The organism is Neisseria sp. P0008.S004 (assembly GCF_051962755.1).
GTDB lineage: Bacteria > Pseudomonadota > Gammaproteobacteria > Burkholderiales > Neisseriaceae > Neisseria > Neisseria subflava_A.
The window spans coordinates 275,592-296,508 of the sequence record NZ_JBQCUZ010000001.1; the positions used below are offsets into that span (position 1 = coordinate 275,592).

Genomic DNA, 20,917 nt, shown 5'->3' on the forward strand with positions numbered 1-20,917 from the left:
TCCACTACCCCGACTACATCCACTACCCCGACTACATCCACTACCCCGACTACATCCACTACCCCGACTACATCCACTACCCCGACTACATCCACCACCTCGACTACATCCACTACCCCGACTACATCCACCACCTCGACTACATCCACCACCGCGCATCCAATGCCGGCCATTACCTCAAACTGTGGTCGCTCTCCATCCTCAAGCGTTTGAACTACTATATTGAAGACATCCAAATCGCCAAACGCGTGGAGGCGGGCAAATACGGCAAGTTTTTTATTGTTCCTCTGCAGGTATTCAACGACAGCCAAGTCCGTATCCATTGCGACTTTCCCAGCGTCCGCAGCTTCCTGCTCCATGTTTTGAGCTCATTCGCCGCGCACGCGCCTGCCGATACCAACATCATCATCAAGCATCATCCGATGGACCGCGGCTTTATCGACTACTGGCGCGACATTAAACGCTTTATCAAAGAACACCCCGAACTCAAAGGCCGCGTGACTTACGTCCATGATGTCCCCCTGCCCGCTTTCCTGCGCCATGGCCTCGGCATGGTCACCATCAACAGCACCAGCGGCCTGTCCGGCCTGATTCACAATATGCCTGTCAAAGTGCTCGGCCGTGCCTATTATGATATTCCCGGCATTACTGACCAAAATACCTTGGCAGAATTTTGGAATCATCCGACACCGCCTGATAAAGAGCTGTTCCATGCCTACCGAATGTACCACCTCAACGTGACCCAAATTAACGGTAACTTCTACAGTAAGGTCTTTTTTCCTCACAAAAACACATCCGACTCTTCCACACCGACAACCTGACTTAGTGAAGGAAAAGTTCAGGCCGTCTGAAAAACATTTCAGACGGCCTGAAGCAAACAATATCTTAGCTACTACCATGTAAATAAAACATAAAAACTGCATTTATCATTAACAATAAATTACAAAGACAGTATAATAACTGAGATGTCATAAAAGCATACCAACTCAAGCTGAGGCCTTAATAACACACAAAATATGGATGTACTCCCAGGCAAAACAATATAACAAGCCAAACATCCTAAAGATAAGCCAGCAAGGCAATACACTTTACAAAACTGTGGCGAGCAATATTTTTACAAAACCCTCAACCGGTATCGCCGCCCATATGCCGCAGCATCCGTCTTCCACTTTATATCCGCCCGCAAACCATGACCGCCGCTCCTGATATCCTCTACCGGCAAGCCGCCGCCCTTTTGGAACAATCCAATACCGCCCAAGCCCTGCCCCTGCTGCAACAGGCCGCAGAGCAGGGTTATACGGAAGCTGCTTTTGTATTGGGCAATCATCTGCTGCAAAATGGTCATCCGGAGCAGGCACTTCCATGGCTGGAAGCCGCCGCGGCCCAACGCCATCCTAAGGCACTCTTTACCCTGCTGCAACAACGCGAACACAACGGTACCCCAACAGGACAGCTTCTCAACGACTACGCCTGGCTGGGTGAGCAAGGTCATCTTGAAGCCCAATTAATCCTCATGCGTTACCACGCGCAGCGCAACAATCCACAATCCCTTTACTGGGCGGAGCTTGCTACCGCCCGATATGCCGCGCCTGCATATTACCATCTGGCACGCCATCACCAACGCCAAGGCGACATTGCGACAGCCATCGAACAATACGAAAAAGCGGCCGCGCTCGGCGTGACTGCCGCCTGCTGGCAACTCGGTCAAATCTACTTCTACGGCACAGGTGTCAGTCCAAACCACGGACAAGCCGAACATTATCTCGAACAAGCCGCGCAAGCCGGCCACATCGCCGCACAAACCCTGCTGGCCGACCTTCTTGCCACCCAACACAAACCTGAAGCCTTAGAATGGTATCGTCGTGCCGCCGATAAGGAACACGCGAAAGCACAGGCCAAGCTGGCCCAATACGCCCTGACCGGCGAACTTTCCGAACGCGACCCGTTCCAAGCGGCGCACTATGCCAAAGCCGCTGCCGAGAAAGACTATCCTGAAGCCCTAAAAATCATGGGCGACCTCTACCGCTACGGCCTCGGCATCAAAGCCGACAACCATATCGCGCATGATTACTACCACCGGGCCGCCGCGCTGGGTTCTGCCGCCGCCGCACAAAAACTCATCAGCGACGCCGCGCTGTACCATCCGCAACAATACGAACAAATCAAAACAGCCGCCCTGCAACAGCAACAAACCGAAACCATCTACCGTTTGGCGGAAGCACAAGCCCACGCCATCGGCCGTCCCGCCGACTACAATGCTGCGCGCAAGAATTACATGGAAGCTGCCGAGTTCCACCATAAAAACGCGGCGGCAGCCTTAGGCCGCATCTACCATTACGGCCTCGGTACAGCGCCAGACCCTCGGGCGGCTGCACACTGGTACGCCATCGCTGCCGAACAAAACCATCCTTCCGCCCAATACCACCTCGCCTGTTTTTACTATCACGGGCAAGGTGTCGGCTGTCATGTTCCGACCGCCTGCTACTGGCTGCAGGCCGCCATCAGCAACGGCCACACTTCGGCTGAATCTTTAACATCCCTATTAGAACAATGGCGCCGCGAAGCGCACCATACCATCGGGCAAAAGGCCGTCTGAAAAGATTTACACTCGCATTTTTTGACAATCTTTAACTATTCCCCTAATATTTGCCAGTTATTTTTCACGGACACGTCATTGTTTTCATTTCTTTCTGAAAACACCTTGTCCGCGCATCAATACCATGACACTCGGCGGATAACGCCAAGCGTTGAAACACACTACATCCGGAACAAAAACGGATGCTCGGAAAAACATTTCTAGGAGGTGAAACAACATGGAATGGGAATTCAACAGTTATTACACACTGATTGCCGCCACGCTCGTGTTGCTGGTTGGTAAATTTCTGGTTCAAAAAATCAAATTCTTAAGAGACTTCAATATTCCCGAGCCGGTCGCCGGCGGTTTGATTGCCGCTATCGTCCTGTTCGCCCTGCACGAAGCCTACGGTGTCAGCTTCAAATTTGAAAAACCGCTGCAAGATGCGTTCATGCTCATCTTCTTTACATCCATCGGTTTGAGCGCCGACTTCTCCCGTCTGAAAGCGGGCGGTTTGCCTTTGGTTATCTTTACCGCCGTGGTGGGTGCATTCATCATCGTCCAAAACTTCGTCGGTGTCGGCTTGGCGAGCGCATTGGGCTTGGATCCGCTGATTGGCCTGATTACCGGTTCGATTACCCTGACCGGCGGTCACGGTACTGCCGGTGCATGGGGTCCTGACTTTGAAAGCAAATTCGGCCTGACCGGCGCAACCGGCTTAGGTATGGCTTCTGCAACATTCGGCCTGGTATTCGGCGGTTTGATCGGTGGTCCTGTTGCACGCCGTCTGATCAACAAATTGGGCCGTAAACCTGTCGTCAAAACTGCCAAATCCGACGACAACGATGCTGCCGACGACATCTTCGAACAAGCACAGCGCACCCGCCTGATTACTGCCGAGTCTGCTGTCGAAACCTTGGCTATGTTTGCCGGCTGTTTGGCATTTGCCGAAATCGTGGATGGCTACGACAAAGCCTTCTTCGACTTGCCTAAATTCGTATGGTGTCTGTTTGCTGGTGTGGTCATCCGCAACGTCCTGACCGCAGCCTTCAAAGTCAATATGTTTGACCGCGCCATCGACGTCTTCGGCAATGCTTCCCTGTCACTCTTCCTTGCCATGGCTCTTCTGAATCTGAAACTGTGGGAGTTGACCGGTCTGGCAGGTCCTGTGACCATCATCTTGGCCGTACAAACCGTTGTGATGATTCTGTACGCCACTTTCGTTACCTACGTCTTCATGGGTCGCGATTACGACTCTGCCGTATTGGCAGCAGGCCACTGCGGCTTCGGTTTGGGTGCCACCCCGACCGCCGTTGCCAACATGCAGTCCCTGACCCAAACCTTCGGCCCGTCGCACAAAGCCTTCCTGATTGTACCTATGGTCGGCGCCTTCTTCGTTGACTTGCTCAACGCCGCCATCCTCTCCGGCTTTGTCAGCGTCATCAAAGGCTGATACGTCTAACATAGAAAAGCACTTGCCGCATTTACTTGCTGCAAGTGCTTTTGTTATGATAGGCACGTCAGGCCGTCTGAAAGGCCGTCATCTTCAGGAGTACCCATGTACAAAAAAACCGCTTCCGTATTGATTTTAAGCACGATTCTTCTTGCCGCATGCAGCAAAGAAGAGCCGAAAGCCGCGCTTGATTGCGCCCAACCGGCCACACTGCAAAACATCCGTACCACCATCGAAGACACCCTCAAACAACAAGCGCGCTCCTTTGCCCGCAATGACAACCGCCAATTCGTCGATGCCGACAAAATCATCGCCGCCGGCCTCGAATTAGAAACCCTGCTTGAAGACCCCAAAGAAACCGAAGACAACGGCAAAGCCATCTGCCGCGCCAACCTCAAAATCCGCATCCCCGACAACATCCTCAAAACGGCCATAGACAACAGCCCGCTGATTTACGGCAACACCCCGTTGTCCGACATGCTCGAACAAAAACTGATGGGCAGCAACCTGACTTTTGAAAATAACACGTTCAGCACCACCCTGCTCTACACCCCCGACAAAGACGGCAAACCGGTTCTCGAAGACAACACTCTGAGCACCACAGCCCAGACCCTTTCCGCCACCCTGTTGCCCTACGGCGTGAAAAGCATCGTCATGATAGACGGCAAACCAGTATCCAAAGAGCAGGCCATCAAGCTGCTGCAAAACCAAAATACGGAAGAGCCGCCGACTGTTGATCCACAAGACATCCTTGAAAACAACGCCGCCAGCCAAGCCGTCGGCTTGACCGATGATGACAACGATTCAGACTACGAAGTCCTGCGTCCTGACCGTGAAACTCCGCGCAACGAACCGCCCGGCCTCAGCCAAAGCGAACTCGACAACGCGCGCGCGCAAAACCGTCAGGCAGACGGCGAGATCAACGACCTCTGGGGCGGCATGGACAGCGATGTCAAACAACAAATCCTCGGCGAACAACGCGCCTGGATTCAAAGCAAAAAACTCAACTGCCAACAAGCCGCCGCCTCCGCAGACAGCGCCGCACAAGCAGAATACCTGCGCCTGCAGTGTGAAACCCGCATGACCCGCGAACGTACACAATACCTGCGCGGCTATTCCATCAACTAAAACCGATAAGGCCGTCTGAACATTCAGACGGCCCACAAGAAAGCACATCACATCATGCAATACCGAATCCACCGTGAAGGCGATGCCCAAAACACACCATCTTCAGCCTCCACACCCGTCGATAACTGGGAGCGCAACATCCTGCGCGAAGTCCTCCTCGCCGCCTACCAAGAACAGCGCCGCGCCCGCATTTGGCGCAATATCTGGCGCGGCATCGCCGTCCTCATCTTCCTCAGCCTGATCTTCGGCCTCGCGGAAGAAGAAGGAAAAACCACGAGCATCCACGCCCGCGGCGAACACACCGCCGTTATCGACCTGACCGGCGAAATCGGCAACGACATCGACGACCAAGTCCAAATCCTGCGCGACAGCATGGAAGCCGCCTACAACAACGGCAATGCCAAAGCCATCATCATCCGCGCCAACAGCCCCGGCGGTTCGCCTGTCGTGTCCAACACGGCCTTTAACGAAGTCCGCCGCCTCAAAGCCGAACACAAAGACATTCCTGTCTACCTCGTTGCCGAAGACATGTGCGCTTCCGGCTGCTACTACATTGCCGCCGCAGCCGACAAAATCTACGCCGACCCTTCCAGTATTGTCGGCAGCATCGGCGTGATCGGCGGCGGTTTCGACTTTACCGGCCTGATGGACAAAGCCGGTGTCAAACGCCGTCTGAAAACCGCCGGCAGCAACAAAGGTATGGGCGACCCTTTCACGCCTGAAACCCCGGCACAAACCCAAATTTGGGAAAGCATGTTGGGCGATATCCACCAAGAATTTATCAAAGCCGTCAAACTCGGCCGCGGTGCAAGGTTGAAAGACAAACAGTATCCCGATGTTTTCAGTGGACGCATCTACACCGGCAAAGAAGCCAAACAGGTCGGCCTGATTGACGACTTCGGCAGCATTTACAGCGTTGCCCGCGATGTTGTCAAAGCCCCCGAGCTGGTCAACTACACGCCGCAAGACGATTTCAGCAAAATGCTCAGCCGTCGCTTCGGTGCGGAAGTGAAGGCCAAAGTCAAAGAAACTTTGTCTGAAATTTGGTAAACCAAAAAACTAAAAGGCCGTCTGAAACCCAAAATATGGGGTTTCAGACGGCCTTTTTTATATGATTTTTAAAATAAAACGCTGATTATTGTCCAAACATCCATCGGCTTCATCAAATCGGCAGGCAGATGCTCCCTGATGATGCTGTTACAGGAACACATTACGCCTGCGAACGATTAAACCTTCACGCTTCAGACGGCCTGCTGCATATTGTGCGCCATATCAAGCGCGGCGCGGACGGCGGTAATCAGGCTGCCGGAATCGGCTTTGCCCGTGCCTGCCAAGTTCAAGGCCGTGCCATGATCGACGGAGGTGCGGATAAAGGGCAAGCCGAGGGTGATATTCACACCTTCGCCGAAACCGGCGTATTTGAGCACCGGCAGTCCTTGGTCGTGATACATGGCGAGGACGGCGTCGGCATCTTTGAGCAGGAAGGGTTGGAACACAGTATCGGCCGGATAAGGGCCGCGTGCGTCTATGCCTTCGGCCTGCAGGGCATGAAGCGCCGGAATAATGGTGTCGATTTCTTCGTGTCCCAAATGGCCGCCTTCGCCCGCGTGGGGATTGAGGCCGGTAACGAGGATGACCGGTTTGGCTATGCCGAACTTATGGCGCAGGTCGTGTTCAAGAATGCGGACAACCGACTTGATTAAAGGCTTTGTGATGGCGGCGGAAATATCTTTCAGCGGCAGATGAGTGGTGACCAATGCCACACGCAGGCCGCCGCCGGTCAACATCATGACGACCTGTTCGGTATGGCTTTTTTCGGCGAGGTATTCGGTATGGCCGCTGAAAAAGCCGTTGCCTGCGTGGGCATCGTTGATGATGCCTTTGTGCAGCGGCGCGGTAACCATACCGGTAAACAGGCCGTCTGAAATGCCTTGATACGCCGTATCCAGCAGCCGGAGGACATACGCGGCATTGGCAGGATTGAGCTCGCCCGCCCGACACGCGGCATCTAAAGGAATATGCAGGACTTCGAGTTCGCCCTTGGGCAACAGATCAGCCGCTTGGGCTTGGAAGTCGCGCAGGATGACGGATTTGCCGAGCTGTTCGGCCCTTTGCGCCAACAGGTTTTTGTCGCATAAAACAACGGGGCGGCAAGGAAAGTCGGCGAAAGCCAAATCGAGGCAGATGTCGGGGCCGATGCCGGCCGGTTCGCCGGATGTGATGGCGAGAATGGGAGCAGTCATGGTGTTTCTCGGTATGGTTTACAGTATTTAGACAACGTCAGGCAAAATGCCTGCCCTACTTTTTTCAGATTAACACAAATACAAAAAGGCCGTCTGAAAACAGTTTTTGCTTGGTCAAACTGTTTTCAGACGGCCTTGGCTGTTTATCATTTTACACTTAAGAACGGCGGCCAATCATGCGGTATAAAACGTCGTGGCCTTGAATGCGGTGGACGATAACCATGGCGATGTGGCCGGCGACAAGCGCGAAGAGCAGCCAACCGAGTTTGCCGTGCGCCATATTGCCGAGATTAGACATCCATTCGATTTTTTCAGGCGAACCCTGCATCACTTCGATACCGAATACTTTCAAAGGGCCGCGGCCGCCGCCATATTGGCGGATCATGCCGATAACGGGAACGGCAAGCATGAGGACGTAAAGGGCAAGGTGGCCTGCTTTGGCAGCAAAGCTGTCGGCGGCAGGACGTTTGGACGCATTGAGCAAAGCCCAAACAATGCGCACGGCAATCACCAACAGCGTGATGAAACCGATGGATTTATGCACGCCGAAGAGCGATTTGACCCATTCTTCGCCATCGTAGATGGTCCAAACGGTAATGGTGGAGAGGATGCCGATGAAACCGAGTACGGTCAGCCAGTGCAACGCGCGCGCGACAGCATCGTAGGTTTGTGGGCGTGTAGCGGTCATAATGTTTCCTTGTTTTTGATTTGTTTGGTTTTTTGAATCGGCGGCATTGTAACAAAAATGCTCAACCAATTATGTTGCCTTTTTGAAGAGATTTCGTAAATGTTTGGAAAATTTGAAGAAATGGCGGTTTTATCCGTAAGACTGCCCAGGCCGTCTGAAAACAAGGGCAGGAATACCACCTTCTATGCCGAACTCGGGCTAAAATAGGCGTTTTTATTCTCGGGTACGCATCGATGCAGGTTTGGATTCGGCGGTTTGCGCTGTTGCTTCTGCCTTTGGGTTTCTTGGCGGTCATGGTGGCCGCGCCTTTGCTGTCGCTGGCGTTTTACGACGGCGAAGGCGCTTGGGCGGAAGTGGTGGCTGATGACTATATGCGCCTGCGCTTGGGCTGGACGGTGGCGCAGGCGGTTTTGACCTGCGTCTTGGTCACGGCTTTGGGCGTGCCTGCGGCGTGGGTGCTGGCGCGGATGGACTTTGCCGGACGGCGCACGGTTTTACGCCTGCTGATGCTGCCTTTTGTGATGCCGACTTTGGTAGCAGGCATGGGCGTGCTGGCCTTGTTTGGCGCACACGGTATGCTGGCGGCAGGTTGGCAGGACACGCCGTGGCTGCTGATTTACGGCAACGTGTTTTTCAACCTGCCGGTTTTGGTGCGCTCGGCGTATCAGGGATTTGTGCGTGTGCCGCAGGCGCGGTTGCTGTCGGCACAATCTTTGGGCGCGGACGCGTGGCGGCGGTTTGTCTGGGTCGAATGGCCGGTGGTGCGCGCGTGGGTTGCCGGTGGTGCGTGTCTGGTATTTTTATATTGTTTTTCAGGCTTCGGGCTGGCCTTGCTGCTCGGCGGCGAACGTTTTGCAACAGTGGAAGTGGAAATCTACCGGCTGGTGGCGTATGAGTTGGACATGGCGCGTGCGTCGGTATTGGTGTGGCTGGTGCTGGCGGTTACGGCGGCGGCAGGCGGTTTGTATGCGTATTGGAGCAAACGCGTGGCTGTGGATAAGTCTGTCTCGCCTTTGCCTCCGCGTGCGCCGATATGGGCTTGGGAAAAATGGCTGACGGCAACGGTTTTGGCCATGTTGGCAGTGTGCTGTCTGCTGCCTTTGGCGGCGGTGTGGCTCAAGGCGGTATCGGCAGGCTCTTCGTGGGCAGTCTTGCTGGAAGCGCAAACGTGGGCGGCGGTGTGGAATACCGTCCGTTTCTCTGCGGCAGCCGTGGCGGCAGCAACGGTTTTGGGCGTGCTATATGCGGCAGCGGCACGGCAAATGGCGTGGTTGCGCGCGCTGATGTTTTTGCCGTTTATGGTGTCGCCCGTGTGCATCGCCTTCGGCGTTTTGCTGCTCTATCCGCAGTGGACGGCTTCGCTGTGGCTGCTGACGGCGACTTACGCGCTGTTGGCGTATCCGTTTGTGGCCAAAGACGTACTGGCCGCGTGGGATGGTTTGCCCAAAGATTACGTGGCGGCGGCGCGCACCATGGGCGCAAACGGTTTTCAGACGGCCTGTTATGTCACCGCACCTTTATTGAAACCGGCTTTGCGGCGCGGCCTGACTCTGGCTTCGGCAACGTGTATCGGCGAATTTGCAGCCACATTATTCCTGTCTCGCCCCGAATGGCAGACGCTGACCACTTTGATTTACGATTATCTCGGGCGCGCCGGTGCGGACAATTACGGACGGGCGATGGTGTTGACGGCGGTATTGACCGCTTTGGCTTTAACGGCATTTTTGCTGGTGGACGAAGCGGAAGGACAAAAGGCCGTCTGAACGTGATCGGCTCAAATTCCCCTCACATTCACTACACTATTGCCGCGCCTTGTATCGAAAATTGATTGAATCCGCTATATAATTTATTTTTAACCGCACTCAACACGACCTATCATGACCGACTTAGAAACCAAACGCCTTGAAACCCAGGCCATGCTGGACAATGCCGACTTGCTGTTTGACCAAAAACAATGCCGCGCGGCCTTGCAAAAAGTTGCCGACGACATCACCCGCGACTTGGGCGACAAATACCCCCTGCTCTTGCCTGTAATGGGCGGCGCGGTGGTGTTTACAGGGCAGCTGCTGCCGCTGTTGCGCTTTCCTTTGGACTTTGACTACGTCCACGTTTCCCGCTACGGTGACAAGCTCGCAGGCGGCGCGTTCAACTGGAAACGCATGCCCGACCCCGAGCAAATCAAAGGCCGTCATGTAGTCGTTTTGGACGACATTCTGGACGAAGGCCACACCATGGCCGCCATTCAGGAAAAACTGTTGGAAATGGGTGCGGCAAGCTGCCGTGCGGCCGTATTTGCCAACAAACTGATCGACAAAGAAAAACCGACCAAAGCCGATTATGTCGGTTTAGACGTGCCCAACCGCTACGTCTTCGGCTACGGTATGGATGCCGCCGGCTGTTGGCGCAACCTCGGCGAAATCTACGCCTTAAACAATAAATAAAACAAAGGCCGTCTGAAAAATCTTCAGACGGCCTCAACCCCATGCTAGGAACACATCATGATAGGTTTGTTAATCATTACACATGAAACCATAGGTGAAGCCTATCGCGGTTTGGCCGACCATTTCTTTCCCAACGGCTTCCCCGAAAATCTCCACATCCTCGGCGTACAGCCCGACGAGGATCAAAACGACATCATCAACAACGCCATCGCCGCGTTGCAGGAATTTCCCGACAACCGCGGCGTGCTGATCATGACCGACATCTTCGGCGCAACCCCGTGCAACGCCGCACGCCGGCTGGTGCGCGAAAACAAATCCGCCATCCTGACCGGCCTCAACGCCCCGATGATGATTAAAGCCATCCAATACTCATCACAAGCCGAAAACCTCTCCGACTTCACCGAAACCGTCAAAGAAGCCGCCATCCGGGGCATTTTCGCCATTACATCCGCACCTGAAGACCTGGTGTGCAAAGAACACGGCTAAGGCCGTCTGAAAACATTCACTTTACGAACATTACATTTAGGGGACATCCATGCTCAAACAAGAAATCGAAATCATCAACAAACTCGGCCTGCACGCGCGCGCTTCCAGCAAATTCACCCAAACCGCCTCCCAATTCCAAAGCGAAGTCTGGGTCACCAAAAACGGCAACCGCGTCAACGGTAAAAGCATCATGGGCCTGATGATGCTGGCCGCCGCCAAAGGTACCGTGATTGAACTGGAAACAGAAGGCGCAGACGAAGCCGCCGCCATGCAGGCATTGACCGACCTCATCAACGACTACTTCGGCGAGGGCGAATAATGAGCATCGTCCTACACGGTGTAGCCGCGGGCAAAGGCATTGCCATCGGCCACGCCCACCTCATCACGCGCGGCACAACGGAAGTCCCCCAATACGACATTGATCCTGACAAACTCGATGCCGAAGTTGCCCGTTTCGACAACGCCATCAAAGCCACGCGCAAAGAATTGGAACAGCTGCGCGGCGCGATTCCCGAAAACGCCCCGACCGAATTGGGCGCGTTCATCTCCCTACACCTGATGCTGCTGACCGACGTCACCCTCTCGCGCGAACCCATCGACATTTTGCGCGAGCAGAAAATCAACGCCGAATGGGCATTGAAACAACAAAGCGACAAACTCGCCGCCCAGTTCGACAGCATCGACGACGACTACCTGCGCGAACGCAAACAGGACATGCTCCAAGTCGTCCGCCGCATCCACAACAACCTTGTCGGCCAAAGCAACGAAATCAACCTCGCCGGCAACCTGTTTGACGACACCGTCCTCATCGCGCACGACCTCTCGCCTGCCGATACCGTATTGTTCAAAGAGCAGCACATTACCGCCTTCGTAACCGATGCCGGCGGTCCGACCAGCCACACCGCCATCTTGGGCCGCAGCCTCGACATCCCGTCCGTCATCGGCCTGCATAACGCCCGCAAACTCATTACCGAAAACGAAATCGTCATCGTCGACGGCATCAACGGCGTCCTCATCATCGATCCCGACGAAGTCGTCCTCAACGAATACCGCCGCCTCGCCCGCGAATACCGCAGCCACAAGCGCGAACTCAACAAAATCAAAAAAACCGCCGCCACCACGGCCGACGGCATCAACATTGAGTTGCTCGCCAACATCGAATCCGCCGAAGACATCAAAGCCCTGCACAACTTCGGCGCAGACGGCGTCGGCCTGTTCCGCAGCGAATTCCTCTACCTCAACCGCGACAACATGCCGACCGAAGACGAACAATACGAAGTCTATGCCGGCATCGTCAAAAAACTCAAAGGCAAAAACATCACCATCCGCACTGTCGATTTGGGCGTCGATAAAAATCCGCGCTGGTTCGGCCAAAACAGCACACCCAACGGCAGCCTCAACCCTGCACTCGGCCTGACCGGCATCCGCCTATGCCTCGCCGAGCCGGTCATGTTCCGCACCCAAATGCGCGCTATCCTCCGCGCCGCCGCACACGGCCCCGTGCGCATAATGTGGCCGATGATTACGTCCATTTCCGAAGTGCGCCAATGCCTTATCCATCTGGACACGGCCCAACGCCAGCTGACCGAACGCGGCGAAACCTTCGGCCCGGTCAGCATCGGCTGCATGATCGAAATCCCGTCCGCCGCCATGACCGTCGGCAGCATCCTCAAGCTCGTCGACTTCGTTTCCATCGGCACCAACGACCTGATTCAATACCTCCTGTCGGTCGACCGCGGCGACGACAGCGTCAGCCACCTCTACCAACCCGGCCACCCTGCCGTCCTCAAAACGCTGCAACACATCATCCGCACCGCCAACCGCATGGAAAAAGGCGTCTCCATCTGCGGCGAAATGGCCGGCGATACCGTCTTTACCCGCCTATTGCTCGGCATGGGCTTGCGCCGATTCTCCATGAACCCCAACAACCTGCTTTCGGTTAAAAACATCATCCTGCACAGCCACACCGGCCATCTTGAAAACGATGCTGCCAAAATCCTGCGCTGCGAAGACCCGGAAAAAGCCGAGAAACTGATTAAAATCCTCAACCAAAGCGAGCAGAACGAAGACAAGGCCGTCTGAAATTCGCAAAATATCCGAAACCGACACAAGGGCGTATTGAACACGCCCTTTTTATTTTTTCCCATTTTGGGTTGACACCCGATTCCCCTCAAGCCTTTCCTATTTCGCCATTTCAAAAACCAACCGAGACCTTTGCAATAACATAGGTTACTAAAATTTTATGCTCAATCTCATTTTCAAAATGCAAAACCTTTCTGATTTTTCCTATTTTTTGCTCAATATCAGGAAGGTTTTAGTCAATTGAATTTTTTTGGCGCATTTTTATGCGTCAAATTTCGTTAACAGACTATTTTTGCAAAGGTCTCCAACCTTTTTTACTTTTCCCAAACACCGCTTACAGGCCGTCTGAAAAATATAGGGCGCAAGTGAAATAAAACTTTTATGCCTACACTAAAGGCCGTCTGAACCCTGATTGCAAGGTTTCAGACGGCCTTGTTTTCAACCGAATACCTTTTATTTTGTTGCAATAAAAAACCCTTTACCTATCCATTTCAGCTACTGCCCACTATGGCTTTAGACACACCATATCATTCCTTTTCACTAAGTCTTCAGTACACCCAAGCCCTATATCAACACTATCCCTTCGTTTTAATGATGAAACTTTTTATTTCGAAATATGTCTACTCACTCGTTTCACTTGAAAAAAGATTCAATACCTTGTAAATTTATAAAAAGATAATGGTTATCATCATATTTTAAAGGAATAATCCATGAGATTTACGCAACTTTCTGCTTTGATTGCCGTCGCAGCTTTATCAGTCGGCTCCGTATCCGCTTTTGCCAAACCGGTTCAGCTGACCGATATCCTCGGCCGTAAGGTAACTGTCGACCTGCCTGCCAAGCGCGTGGTGTTGGGCTTCTACTACCAAGACTACATGGCCATCGGCGGCAAAACCGCGCTGGACAACGTCGTTGGTTTTTCCAAAGCAGTTTGGGCCGACTGGGCGCCGCCAAGCTGGGCGGCATTCAGCAAAGCCGTGCCTAAACTGAATCAGCTGACCGACGTGGGCGAAGTGGAAGTCGGCACGTTCTCGATTGAGAAAGTATTGGCGCTGAAACCCGATTTGCTGGTTTTGGCCGAATGGCAATACAAGGCTTTGGGTTCCGATCTCGACCGCATCAACAAAGCCGGCATCCCCATCGTCGTGTTGGATTACAACGCGCAAACAGTGGCCAAACACGTTCAATCGACCAAGCTCATCGGCACGCTGACCGGCCAGCAGCAAAAAGCCGACAAACTGGCGGCAGACTACAAACGCATCGCCGACACCATCCAGGCGCGCGTGAAAAAAGCCAACCGGCCCAAGCCTAAAGTCTATATCGAGTTCGGCAACAAAGGCCCTGCCGAACACAGCGTTACCTTCGGCAAGAGCATGTGGGGTTCGATGGCGACACTGGTCGGCGGCAACAATATCGCCGCTTCTTCGGTCGAATTCTACGGCCCGATCAATCCTGAAAAAGTCCTCGCCGCCAAACCCGACGTGATCGTGATTACCGGCCGCGAAACCGAATTGAAGAAAAACCCTGCCGCCATGGTGATGGGCTGGGGCATTCCAAAAGCCGAAGCGGAAAAACGCTTGGCAGGCTTTGCCAAACGCGCCGGCTGGGCCAACCTGCCTGCGATTAAAAACAACCGCCTCTATGCCGCCTACCACGCCAACTCGCGCACGCTGTCCGACAGCGCATCGATTCAGTTTATGGCCAAAGCGATTTATCCGCAGTTGTTTAAGGATTTCAACCCTGAAAAAACCTATTTGGACTTCTACCGCCAAAACCTGCCCGTCGTACCGAACGGCACATTCTACCTCTATCCGAAAGGACAATAAGGTAATTTAGATTTTCAGACGGCCTTTAAAATCGGAAGGCCGTCTGAAATTTTTGCGGAAGAAAAAGGCAAACCTGTTTCTCCCCTTTCACAACACTCTTTTTTAAAGGTTTGAAACATGAATGATTCGGTTGTCGCCGAGATTGTGAAAAACCAGCGCAAGTTGGAAGGCAAGCGTTGGTTGATTGTGTTGATGTTTTTAGTCATCGCGGCGGTCAGTTTCCTATTCGACATCGCCACCGGCCCTGCGATGACGGACACGCTGCCCGTCGGCGAAGTGGTCAATGTTTTGCTGGGCAAACCCGAAGTCGATGAAATGAACCGCCTGATTGTGATGGATTTGCGCCTGCCGATTGCGGTGATGGCGTTGGTGGTCGGCGCGGCTTTAGGTGTCGGCGGTGCGGAAATTCAAACGCTCTTGAACAACCCGATGGCCAGCCCTTATACGCTGGGCTTGGCTGCGGCGGCAGGTTTGGGCGCGTCGGCGGTGATTGCGTTCGGCGGTTTCGGGCTGCCTGAAACGGTCGCCGTCCCCATCGGTGCGTTTGTGATGACCATGCTGGCTTCGGGCATCTTGTTTCTGTTTGCCTCAGCGCGCCGCTTCAATTCGGCGATGTTGGTGTTGGTGGGGATTGCGCTGTTGTTCCTGTTTCAGTCGATTTTGTCGCTGATTCAATTTATCGCCGCGCCTGAGATTTCGCAGCAGATTCTGTTTTGGCTGTTCGGCAGCCTGACCAAGGCGACTTGGGAAACAGTCATCGTTACGGCGGCGGTTACGGCGGTATGCGTGTTTCTGCTTTCGCGCGATGTGTGGAAGCTGACTGCGCTGCGCTTGGGCGAAGAACGCGCCGTCGGGCTGGGCATCAATCTGCAATTTTTGCGTCTGAAAACGCTGGTGTTGGTGGCGGTAATGACGGCAACGGCCATCAGTTTTGTCGGCGTCATCGGCTTTATCGGACTGGTTGCGCCGCATGTGGCGCGGATTCTTTTGGGCGAAGACCAACGTTTCTTCCTGCCCGGCGCGATGCTGGCAGGGGCGGCGTTTCTGTCGGTGGCCAGCGTGTTGTCCAAGGTGATTATCCCCGGCGCGCTGTTTCCGGTGGGGATTGTTACGTCGTTTGTCGGCGTGCCGTTCTTCTTCTGGATTGTATTAACGAAACGATAGGCCGTCTGAAATGTTGAAACTTGAAAACGTACACATCCGGCGCGGCGATTATGTGGTCGCCGACAATATCGATTTGACGCTGGAACAAGGCAAAGTCTATTCCGTGCTCGGCCCGAACGGCACGGGCAAATCCTCGCTGATGAAAACGATTTTCGGCGAAGTCGCGCACAAAGGCACCATCCGCTACGGCGACGAAGTGTTGAGCAAAATCCACCTGCAAAGCTGGCGCAAACGCATAGGCTATATGCCGCAGGACACCGCCGCCGAAGCCTCGCTGACCGCGCTGGAAGTCGTGTTGCTCGGCCGCATGGACGCGCTGCACATGCACGTCGGCGACGAACTGCTGCACGAAGCCGCAAGTATCATGGCGGAGCTGGGTATCGGCCATCTGGCGCACCGCGACGTCATGCGGCTTTCCGGCGGACAGCGGCAGCTCGTGATGTTTGCCCAAGTCATGCTGCGCCGCCCCGAAATCCTGATGCTGGACGAACCGGTCAGCGCGCTGGATATGCACCATCAGCTCAATCTTTTGGAGCGCGTGGTGCAATACACGCACGAACACAATCTGGTTACGCTGATGGTGTTGCACGATTTGAGCCTCGCCGCGCAGTTTTCAGACGGCGTGATTCTGCTTGGTGAAGGCAAAGTACAGGCGCAGGGCGCGCCGCAGGACGTGTTGCAGGCGGACATGATAGGCAGGCTGTATAAAGTGGACATCGAGCTTTTGTACGACAGCAAAGGCCTGCCCGTTATCCGCCCGATGCGGCAATCCTAGCTGGGAATCTGCCACCAAGAAACCAGCCCCAGCAATCATTTTATACTCTTCACAAAAAGGACTTTCTCCATGAAAAAAACCCTCTTCCTCCTGATGCTGACCGCGTCCCTTAGCGCATACGCCGCCAACCACGAAGTCAAAATGCTCGACAACGGCAAAGACGGCAGCATGGTGTTCGAGCCCGGCTACGTCAACGCCAAAGTCGGCGACACTGTTACCTTCAAAGCCGCCAACAGCGGCCACTGGGTGCAAAGCAAAGCCCTGCCCGACGGCGTTGCCGACTTCCTCTCTGAAGACGGCAAAGACTTCACGCTCAAGCTCGACAAAGAAGGCGTGTATGTCTATACCTGCCCGCCGCACCGCATGATGAACATGAGCGGTGTGATTCAGGTCGGCAAACCGGTGAACAAAGCCAAAGCACAAGCCGTTGTCGATGAAATGGAAAACCGCGCCATGCAAAGCAAAGGCCGTCTGAAAAAATATATGGCGCAAGTGAAGTAAACGCGTTTATGCCTGCATTAAAGGCCGTCTGAAACCTTTCAGACGGCCTGTTTCCTTTGCGTAAAACACGCATCAAAGCTATATCTTCCGTTTCAGTTTCCGATAAAATAGGCCTATTCCGACATAAGACCCGTAAGCATGATACGCCGCCTTTACGCCACGCTGTGGCACCTCGCCCCCTTCCTGATCCGCCGCCACCTGCGCCGCCGCGCCCTCAAATCCCCAGCCTATCTCGAGCATTGGGACGAGCGTTTCGGGCAGGCGTATCCCAATCCCGTACAACGCCCGATTTGGATACACGCCGTATCCGTCGGCGAAACGCGTGCGGCCGAACCCTTAGTCCAGGCATTGCGCCGCCATTTTCCCGACTCGCCGTTTTTGATTACCCAAATGACACCGACCGGCCGCGCCACCGCGCAATCCCTGTTCCCCGATGCGCAATGCCGTTACCTGCCCTACGACAAATCCGAATGGGTCGCCCGATTTTTAGCCGAACACCGCCCCATCTGTGGCATTTTGATGGAAACCGAAATCTGGCCCAACCTGATGCAGGGTTGCAAAGAAGCAGGCATTCCCCTCTTTTTGGCCAACGCACGCCTCTCTGAAAAATCCCAACGCGGCTACCTCAAAATCCGCAAGCTGGTCGAGCCTGCCATGCAGACTCTCTCCGGCTGCTTTGCCCAAACCGCCGCCGATGCCGAACGCCTGCACCTCATCGGCGCGTCCAATGTCCACGTCTGCGGCAACACCAAATACGACATCGCGCCCCCCGACGACTCGCGCCCGCTTGCCGTCGCCTTTAAAGAACGCATCGGCGCACGCCCCGTCGTCGTCTGCGCCAGCACGCGCGTGTACAAAGGCACAGACGAAGCCGAGCTGCTCCTCAAAGCATGGCAGGGCTACCGCGGCAATGCCTTGCTGGTCATCGTACCGCGCCACCCTGAAAACTTTCAGACGGCCTACGATACTGCCAAATCGCTTGGCTATACCGTCCAAAAACGCAGCGACGGACAACCCGTTTCCCCCGATACACAAGTTTGGATAGGCGACAGCATGGGCGAACTTGCCGCCTACTACCTCAGCGCAGACATTGCCTTCGTCGGCGGCAGCCTCGTTGATGCCGGCTGCCAAAACATCATCGAACCCATCTCCTGCCACGTCCCCACCCTCTTCGGCTACTCCAACTACAACTTCGCCCAAGCCTGCAAAGGCGCAGTCGAAGCCAAAGCCGCCGTCCGCGTCGAAACCGCCGAAGCCTGGTACAGAACCACGCGCCAATACCTCGACGACGAAACGCTGCGCCAACAGCTGATCAGCCACACTGAGCAATTCATTTCGCAACACCAAGGCGCCAGTGCCAAAATTGCCAAAGCGATTGCAGATTGTTTGAATCAGCGTTAAGAGATAAAAAGGCCGTCTGAAACCAAAGTTTCAGACGGCCTTTTCTCAACCTACAAACTTAGCGTCCTGCTTTCAACACGCGACGTGCAAACACGAACATACCGAAAACAAAAAACGCCAAGCCCAGCCATTTGGCGGCCGTATCCCAGTTTTCCAAGTTCAGGGCCAAAGGCGCATCCGAACCGCCGTTGGTTACGGAGAAGGCAATGATAAACGCCATAATCACACCGATCAGGCTCTCGCCGACAATCAAACCGGCAGAGAACAGCGTACCGATACGTTCCGCATTTTTCAGACGGCCTTCACGGTTTTCTTGACGGCTGGCGATGACGGATTTCAACACCGCCGCCAATACCGCGCCGATCACAATCGGCATATTCACAGACGGCGGCAAGTAAATGCCCATGCCCACGGCCAATACCGGCAAAGCACGCTTGCCGCCGGAAGATTTGCGCAATGTGAAATCGACCGCAATCAACGCCACGCCGATGGCCACGCCGGTGAAAATATAATCCCATTGCAGATTGTGTGAGAAAATACCTTGGGCGATGGTGGCCATCAAAGTTGCCTGAGGCGCGGCAAGGGCTTGGGCCGCATCCATGCCTTCACGCGGCATCGCGCCGGTAAAGCCGTAGGCTTCATACAAAAGCTCCAACACAGGCGAAATCACCAATGCACCGACAACGCAGCCGATAATCAGCGCAACCTGCTGTTTCCAAGGCGTCGCTTTTACCAGATAACCCGTTTTCAAATCCTGCAGGTTGTCATTGGAAATTGAAGCCACACAGATCACAGATGCGCCGCAAAACAACGTCAACGCCAGCAGGAATTTGCGGTTTGCCTCATCCGCCATCAAGCCGCCGGATTCGCCGACCAGCAGCAACACCAGCGAAATGATAACGATAGAGACGATGCCCACACCCGAAATCGGGCTGGAAGACGAACCGACCAAACCGGCCATATAACCGCAAGCCGCGGCCACTAAAAAGCCGATAATCGAAGCCAGCAGCGTACATACGACCACCAACAGCCAAGCCAAACCGCCGGAAATATGCGAGTCGCCGATAAAGTGGAAGAAGGACACGCCCAACACCAGCATCATCGCCAACACCCAGGCAATCATCGCCTTAGGCGACAAATCCTGTTCCGTGCGCTCGGTCATCTGCGCGCCGCCGAAATTACGGAAAGACAGGCGCATACCCTCGACCATCGGTTTCATCAAAGTCAACAGCGTCCAAATCGCCGCAATACCGATCGTACCCGCGCCGATAAAACGGACTTTTTCCTTCCACAAAGACATCGCAAAAGGAATCATCTCCATATCGGCAGGTTGCGGAATATGCGCCGACAGATAAGGCACGGCCACGCCCCAGGCAATCGAAATACCCAGCAAAATCGCGATACCGCCGGTCAGGCCGACCAAATAACCCGCGCCCAGCAAGGCCAAAGAAAAGCCCATCGGCACTTGGAACACCGACGCGCCGCCTTTAAACCAAAAGCTCGCGCTGTCCGCCACCACGCGCAAACCGCTTGCGCAGAAGCTCATCAAACCCGCCAGAGCGCCGCCCGACACCAATTCCTTGATACCGCTGCCGCCTTCCTGTTGGTCCGCATCATGGTCGCCGACCTTTAAAATCTCGGCCGCTGCCACACCTTCCGGATAAGGCAAATCGCTCTTCACCACCATTGCATAACGCAAAGGCACAGTGAAAATCACGCCCAAAATACCGCCGGACATACACAGCAGCGTTGTCTGCCAAAACGGGAAGCCCGCCCAATAACCGGCCATCAGCAAACCCGGCAGAATAAAAATAATACTGGAGAGCGTACCCGCGGCCGAAGCCTGAGTCTGCACCATATTATTTTCCAGAATATTGCTGCCTTTAAAAAACTTCAAAACCGCCATCGAAATCACCGCAGCCGGAATCGAAGACGCAAAAGTCAGGCCCACCTTCAAGCCCAAATACACATTGGATGCCGTAAAAATCACCGTAATCAACGCGCCGAGTATCATCCCCCGCAGCGTCAGTTCACGGAAGCTCGCATAAGGATCAACCGCCTGTTTCATAAAAAATCTTCCTGTATCAGGTAAACAATCAAAACTTTTCAGACGGCCTTTTGATACATCCATCAGGCCGTCTGAAAAGCCTCTCT

General features: G+C 54.4%; 18 protein-coding genes. 15 read left to right on the forward strand and 3 right to left on the reverse strand.

Features of this window, described 5'->3' with window-relative positions; translation table 11 throughout:
* From ACTHSW_RS01365 to ACTHSW_RS01385, 5 genes are all read left to right on the forward strand, one after another.
* Positions 1-821, forward strand: an 821-nt coding sequence (locus ACTHSW_RS01365; RefSeq protein WP_440373745.1) for a capsular polysaccharide export protein, LipB/KpsS family, incomplete at its 5' end; no start/stop codon positions are given.
* A gap of 368 nt (positions 822-1,189) precedes the next feature.
* Entirely contained in the window at positions 1,190-2,596 is a 1,407-nt protein-coding gene (locus tag ACTHSW_RS01370) for a tetratricopeptide repeat protein (RefSeq protein WP_070461098.1), read from the forward strand.
* Positions 2,597-2,813: 217 nt separating this feature from the next.
* Positions 2,814-4,028 (forward strand): sodium/glutamate symporter, encoded by a 1,215-nt coding sequence (gene gltS / locus ACTHSW_RS01375; RefSeq protein WP_070461095.1) that lies wholly within the window; start codon positions 2,814-2,816, stop codon positions 4,026-4,028.
* Between the two features lie 105 nt (positions 4,029-4,133).
* On the forward strand, positions 4,134-5,156 hold the full coding sequence (locus tag ACTHSW_RS01380; protein ID WP_070461092.1) for a lysozyme inhibitor LprI family protein: 1,023 nt from the start codon (positions 4,134-4,136) through the stop codon (positions 5,154-5,156).
* 54 nt (positions 5,157-5,210) lie between these two features.
* Positions 5,211-6,206 (forward strand): S49 family peptidase, encoded by a 996-nt coding sequence (locus tag ACTHSW_RS01385; protein ID WP_070461090.1) that lies wholly within the window; start codon positions 5,211-5,213, stop codon positions 6,204-6,206.
* 191 nt (positions 6,207-6,397) lie between these two features.
* Here the strand turns inward: ACTHSW_RS01385 and pdxA are convergent, their stop codons facing one another.
* Positions 6,398-7,399, reverse strand: coding sequence for a 4-hydroxythreonine-4-phosphate dehydrogenase PdxA (pdxA, locus tag ACTHSW_RS01390; protein WP_070461088.1), 1,002 nt, complete (start codon positions 7,397-7,399; stop codon positions 6,398-6,400).
* 157 nt (positions 7,400-7,556) lie between these two features.
* The gene (locus tag ACTHSW_RS01395; RefSeq protein ID WP_083290050.1) at positions 7,557-8,087 is read right to left on the reverse strand and encodes a cytochrome b; all 531 of its coding nucleotides are present in this window, start codon (positions 8,085-8,087) and stop codon (positions 7,557-7,559) included.
* Between the two features lie 233 nt (positions 8,088-8,320).
* Between ACTHSW_RS01395 and ACTHSW_RS01400 the strand changes: the two genes are divergently transcribed.
* The 10 genes from ACTHSW_RS01400 (at position 8,321) to waaA (ending at position 18,763) form a co-directional block, all read left to right on the forward strand.
* Positions 8,321-9,850, forward strand: a complete 1,530-nt coding sequence (locus ACTHSW_RS01400) for an ABC transporter permease (protein ID WP_107768641.1) — start codon at positions 8,321-8,323, stop codon at positions 9,848-9,850.
* A 114-nt stretch (positions 9,851-9,964) separates the two neighbouring features.
* Entirely contained in the window at positions 9,965-10,528 is a 564-nt protein-coding gene (locus ACTHSW_RS01405) for a hypoxanthine-guanine phosphoribosyltransferase (protein ID WP_107811094.1), read from the forward strand.
* 57 nt (positions 10,529-10,585) lie between these two features.
* Positions 10,586-11,014: a PTS sugar transporter subunit IIA gene (locus tag ACTHSW_RS01410; RefSeq protein WP_049344952.1), complete on the forward strand. Its 429-nt coding sequence runs from the start codon at positions 10,586-10,588 to the stop codon at positions 11,012-11,014.
* A gap of 49 nt (positions 11,015-11,063) precedes the next feature.
* A complete protein-coding gene (locus tag ACTHSW_RS01415; protein ID WP_003683718.1) occupies positions 11,064-11,333 on the forward strand; it encodes an HPr family phosphocarrier protein in 270 nt (89 codons plus the stop codon).
* Positions 11,333-13,096 carry a phosphoenolpyruvate--protein phosphotransferase gene (ptsP, locus tag ACTHSW_RS01420; protein ID WP_070461078.1) on the forward strand — a complete coding sequence of 588 codons (1,764 nt, stop codon included), beginning with the start codon at positions 11,333-11,335 and terminating at the stop codon, positions 13,094-13,096. The genes ACTHSW_RS01415 and ptsP overlap by 1 nt, the downstream gene beginning before the upstream one ends.
* A gap of 710 nt (positions 13,097-13,806) precedes the next feature.
* Positions 13,807-14,922, forward strand: a complete 1,116-nt coding sequence (locus ACTHSW_RS01425) for an ABC transporter substrate-binding protein (protein WP_107811093.1) — start codon at positions 13,807-13,809, stop codon at positions 14,920-14,922.
* A 117-nt stretch (positions 14,923-15,039) separates the two neighbouring features.
* The gene (locus ACTHSW_RS01430) at positions 15,040-16,086 is read left to right on the forward strand and encodes a FecCD family ABC transporter permease (RefSeq protein ID WP_049332949.1); all 1,047 of its coding nucleotides are present in this window, start codon (positions 15,040-15,042) and stop codon (positions 16,084-16,086) included.
* A gap of 10 nt (positions 16,087-16,096) precedes the next feature.
* Positions 16,097-16,861: an ABC transporter ATP-binding protein gene (locus ACTHSW_RS01435; protein WP_004519103.1), complete on the forward strand. Its 765-nt coding sequence runs from the start codon at positions 16,097-16,099 to the stop codon at positions 16,859-16,861.
* 69 nt (positions 16,862-16,930) lie between these two features.
* Positions 16,931-17,362, forward strand: coding sequence for a plastocyanin/azurin family copper-binding protein (locus tag ACTHSW_RS01440; RefSeq protein WP_070584383.1), 432 nt, complete (start codon positions 16,931-16,933; stop codon positions 17,360-17,362).
* 138 nt (positions 17,363-17,500) lie between these two features.
* Complete coding sequence (waaA, locus tag ACTHSW_RS01445; RefSeq protein ID WP_107768635.1) at positions 17,501-18,763, forward strand: lipid IV(A) 3-deoxy-D-manno-octulosonic acid transferase; 1,263 nt, start codon at positions 17,501-17,503, stop codon at positions 18,761-18,763.
* 58 nt (positions 18,764-18,821) lie between these two features.
* On the opposite strand, the gene ACTHSW_RS01450 is transcribed toward waaA, so the two are convergent.
* Entirely contained in the window at positions 18,822-20,831 is a 2,010-nt protein-coding gene (locus tag ACTHSW_RS01450; RefSeq protein WP_107811092.1) for an OPT family oligopeptide transporter, read from the reverse strand.
* Between the last annotated feature and the right edge of the window lie 86 nt (positions 20,832-20,917).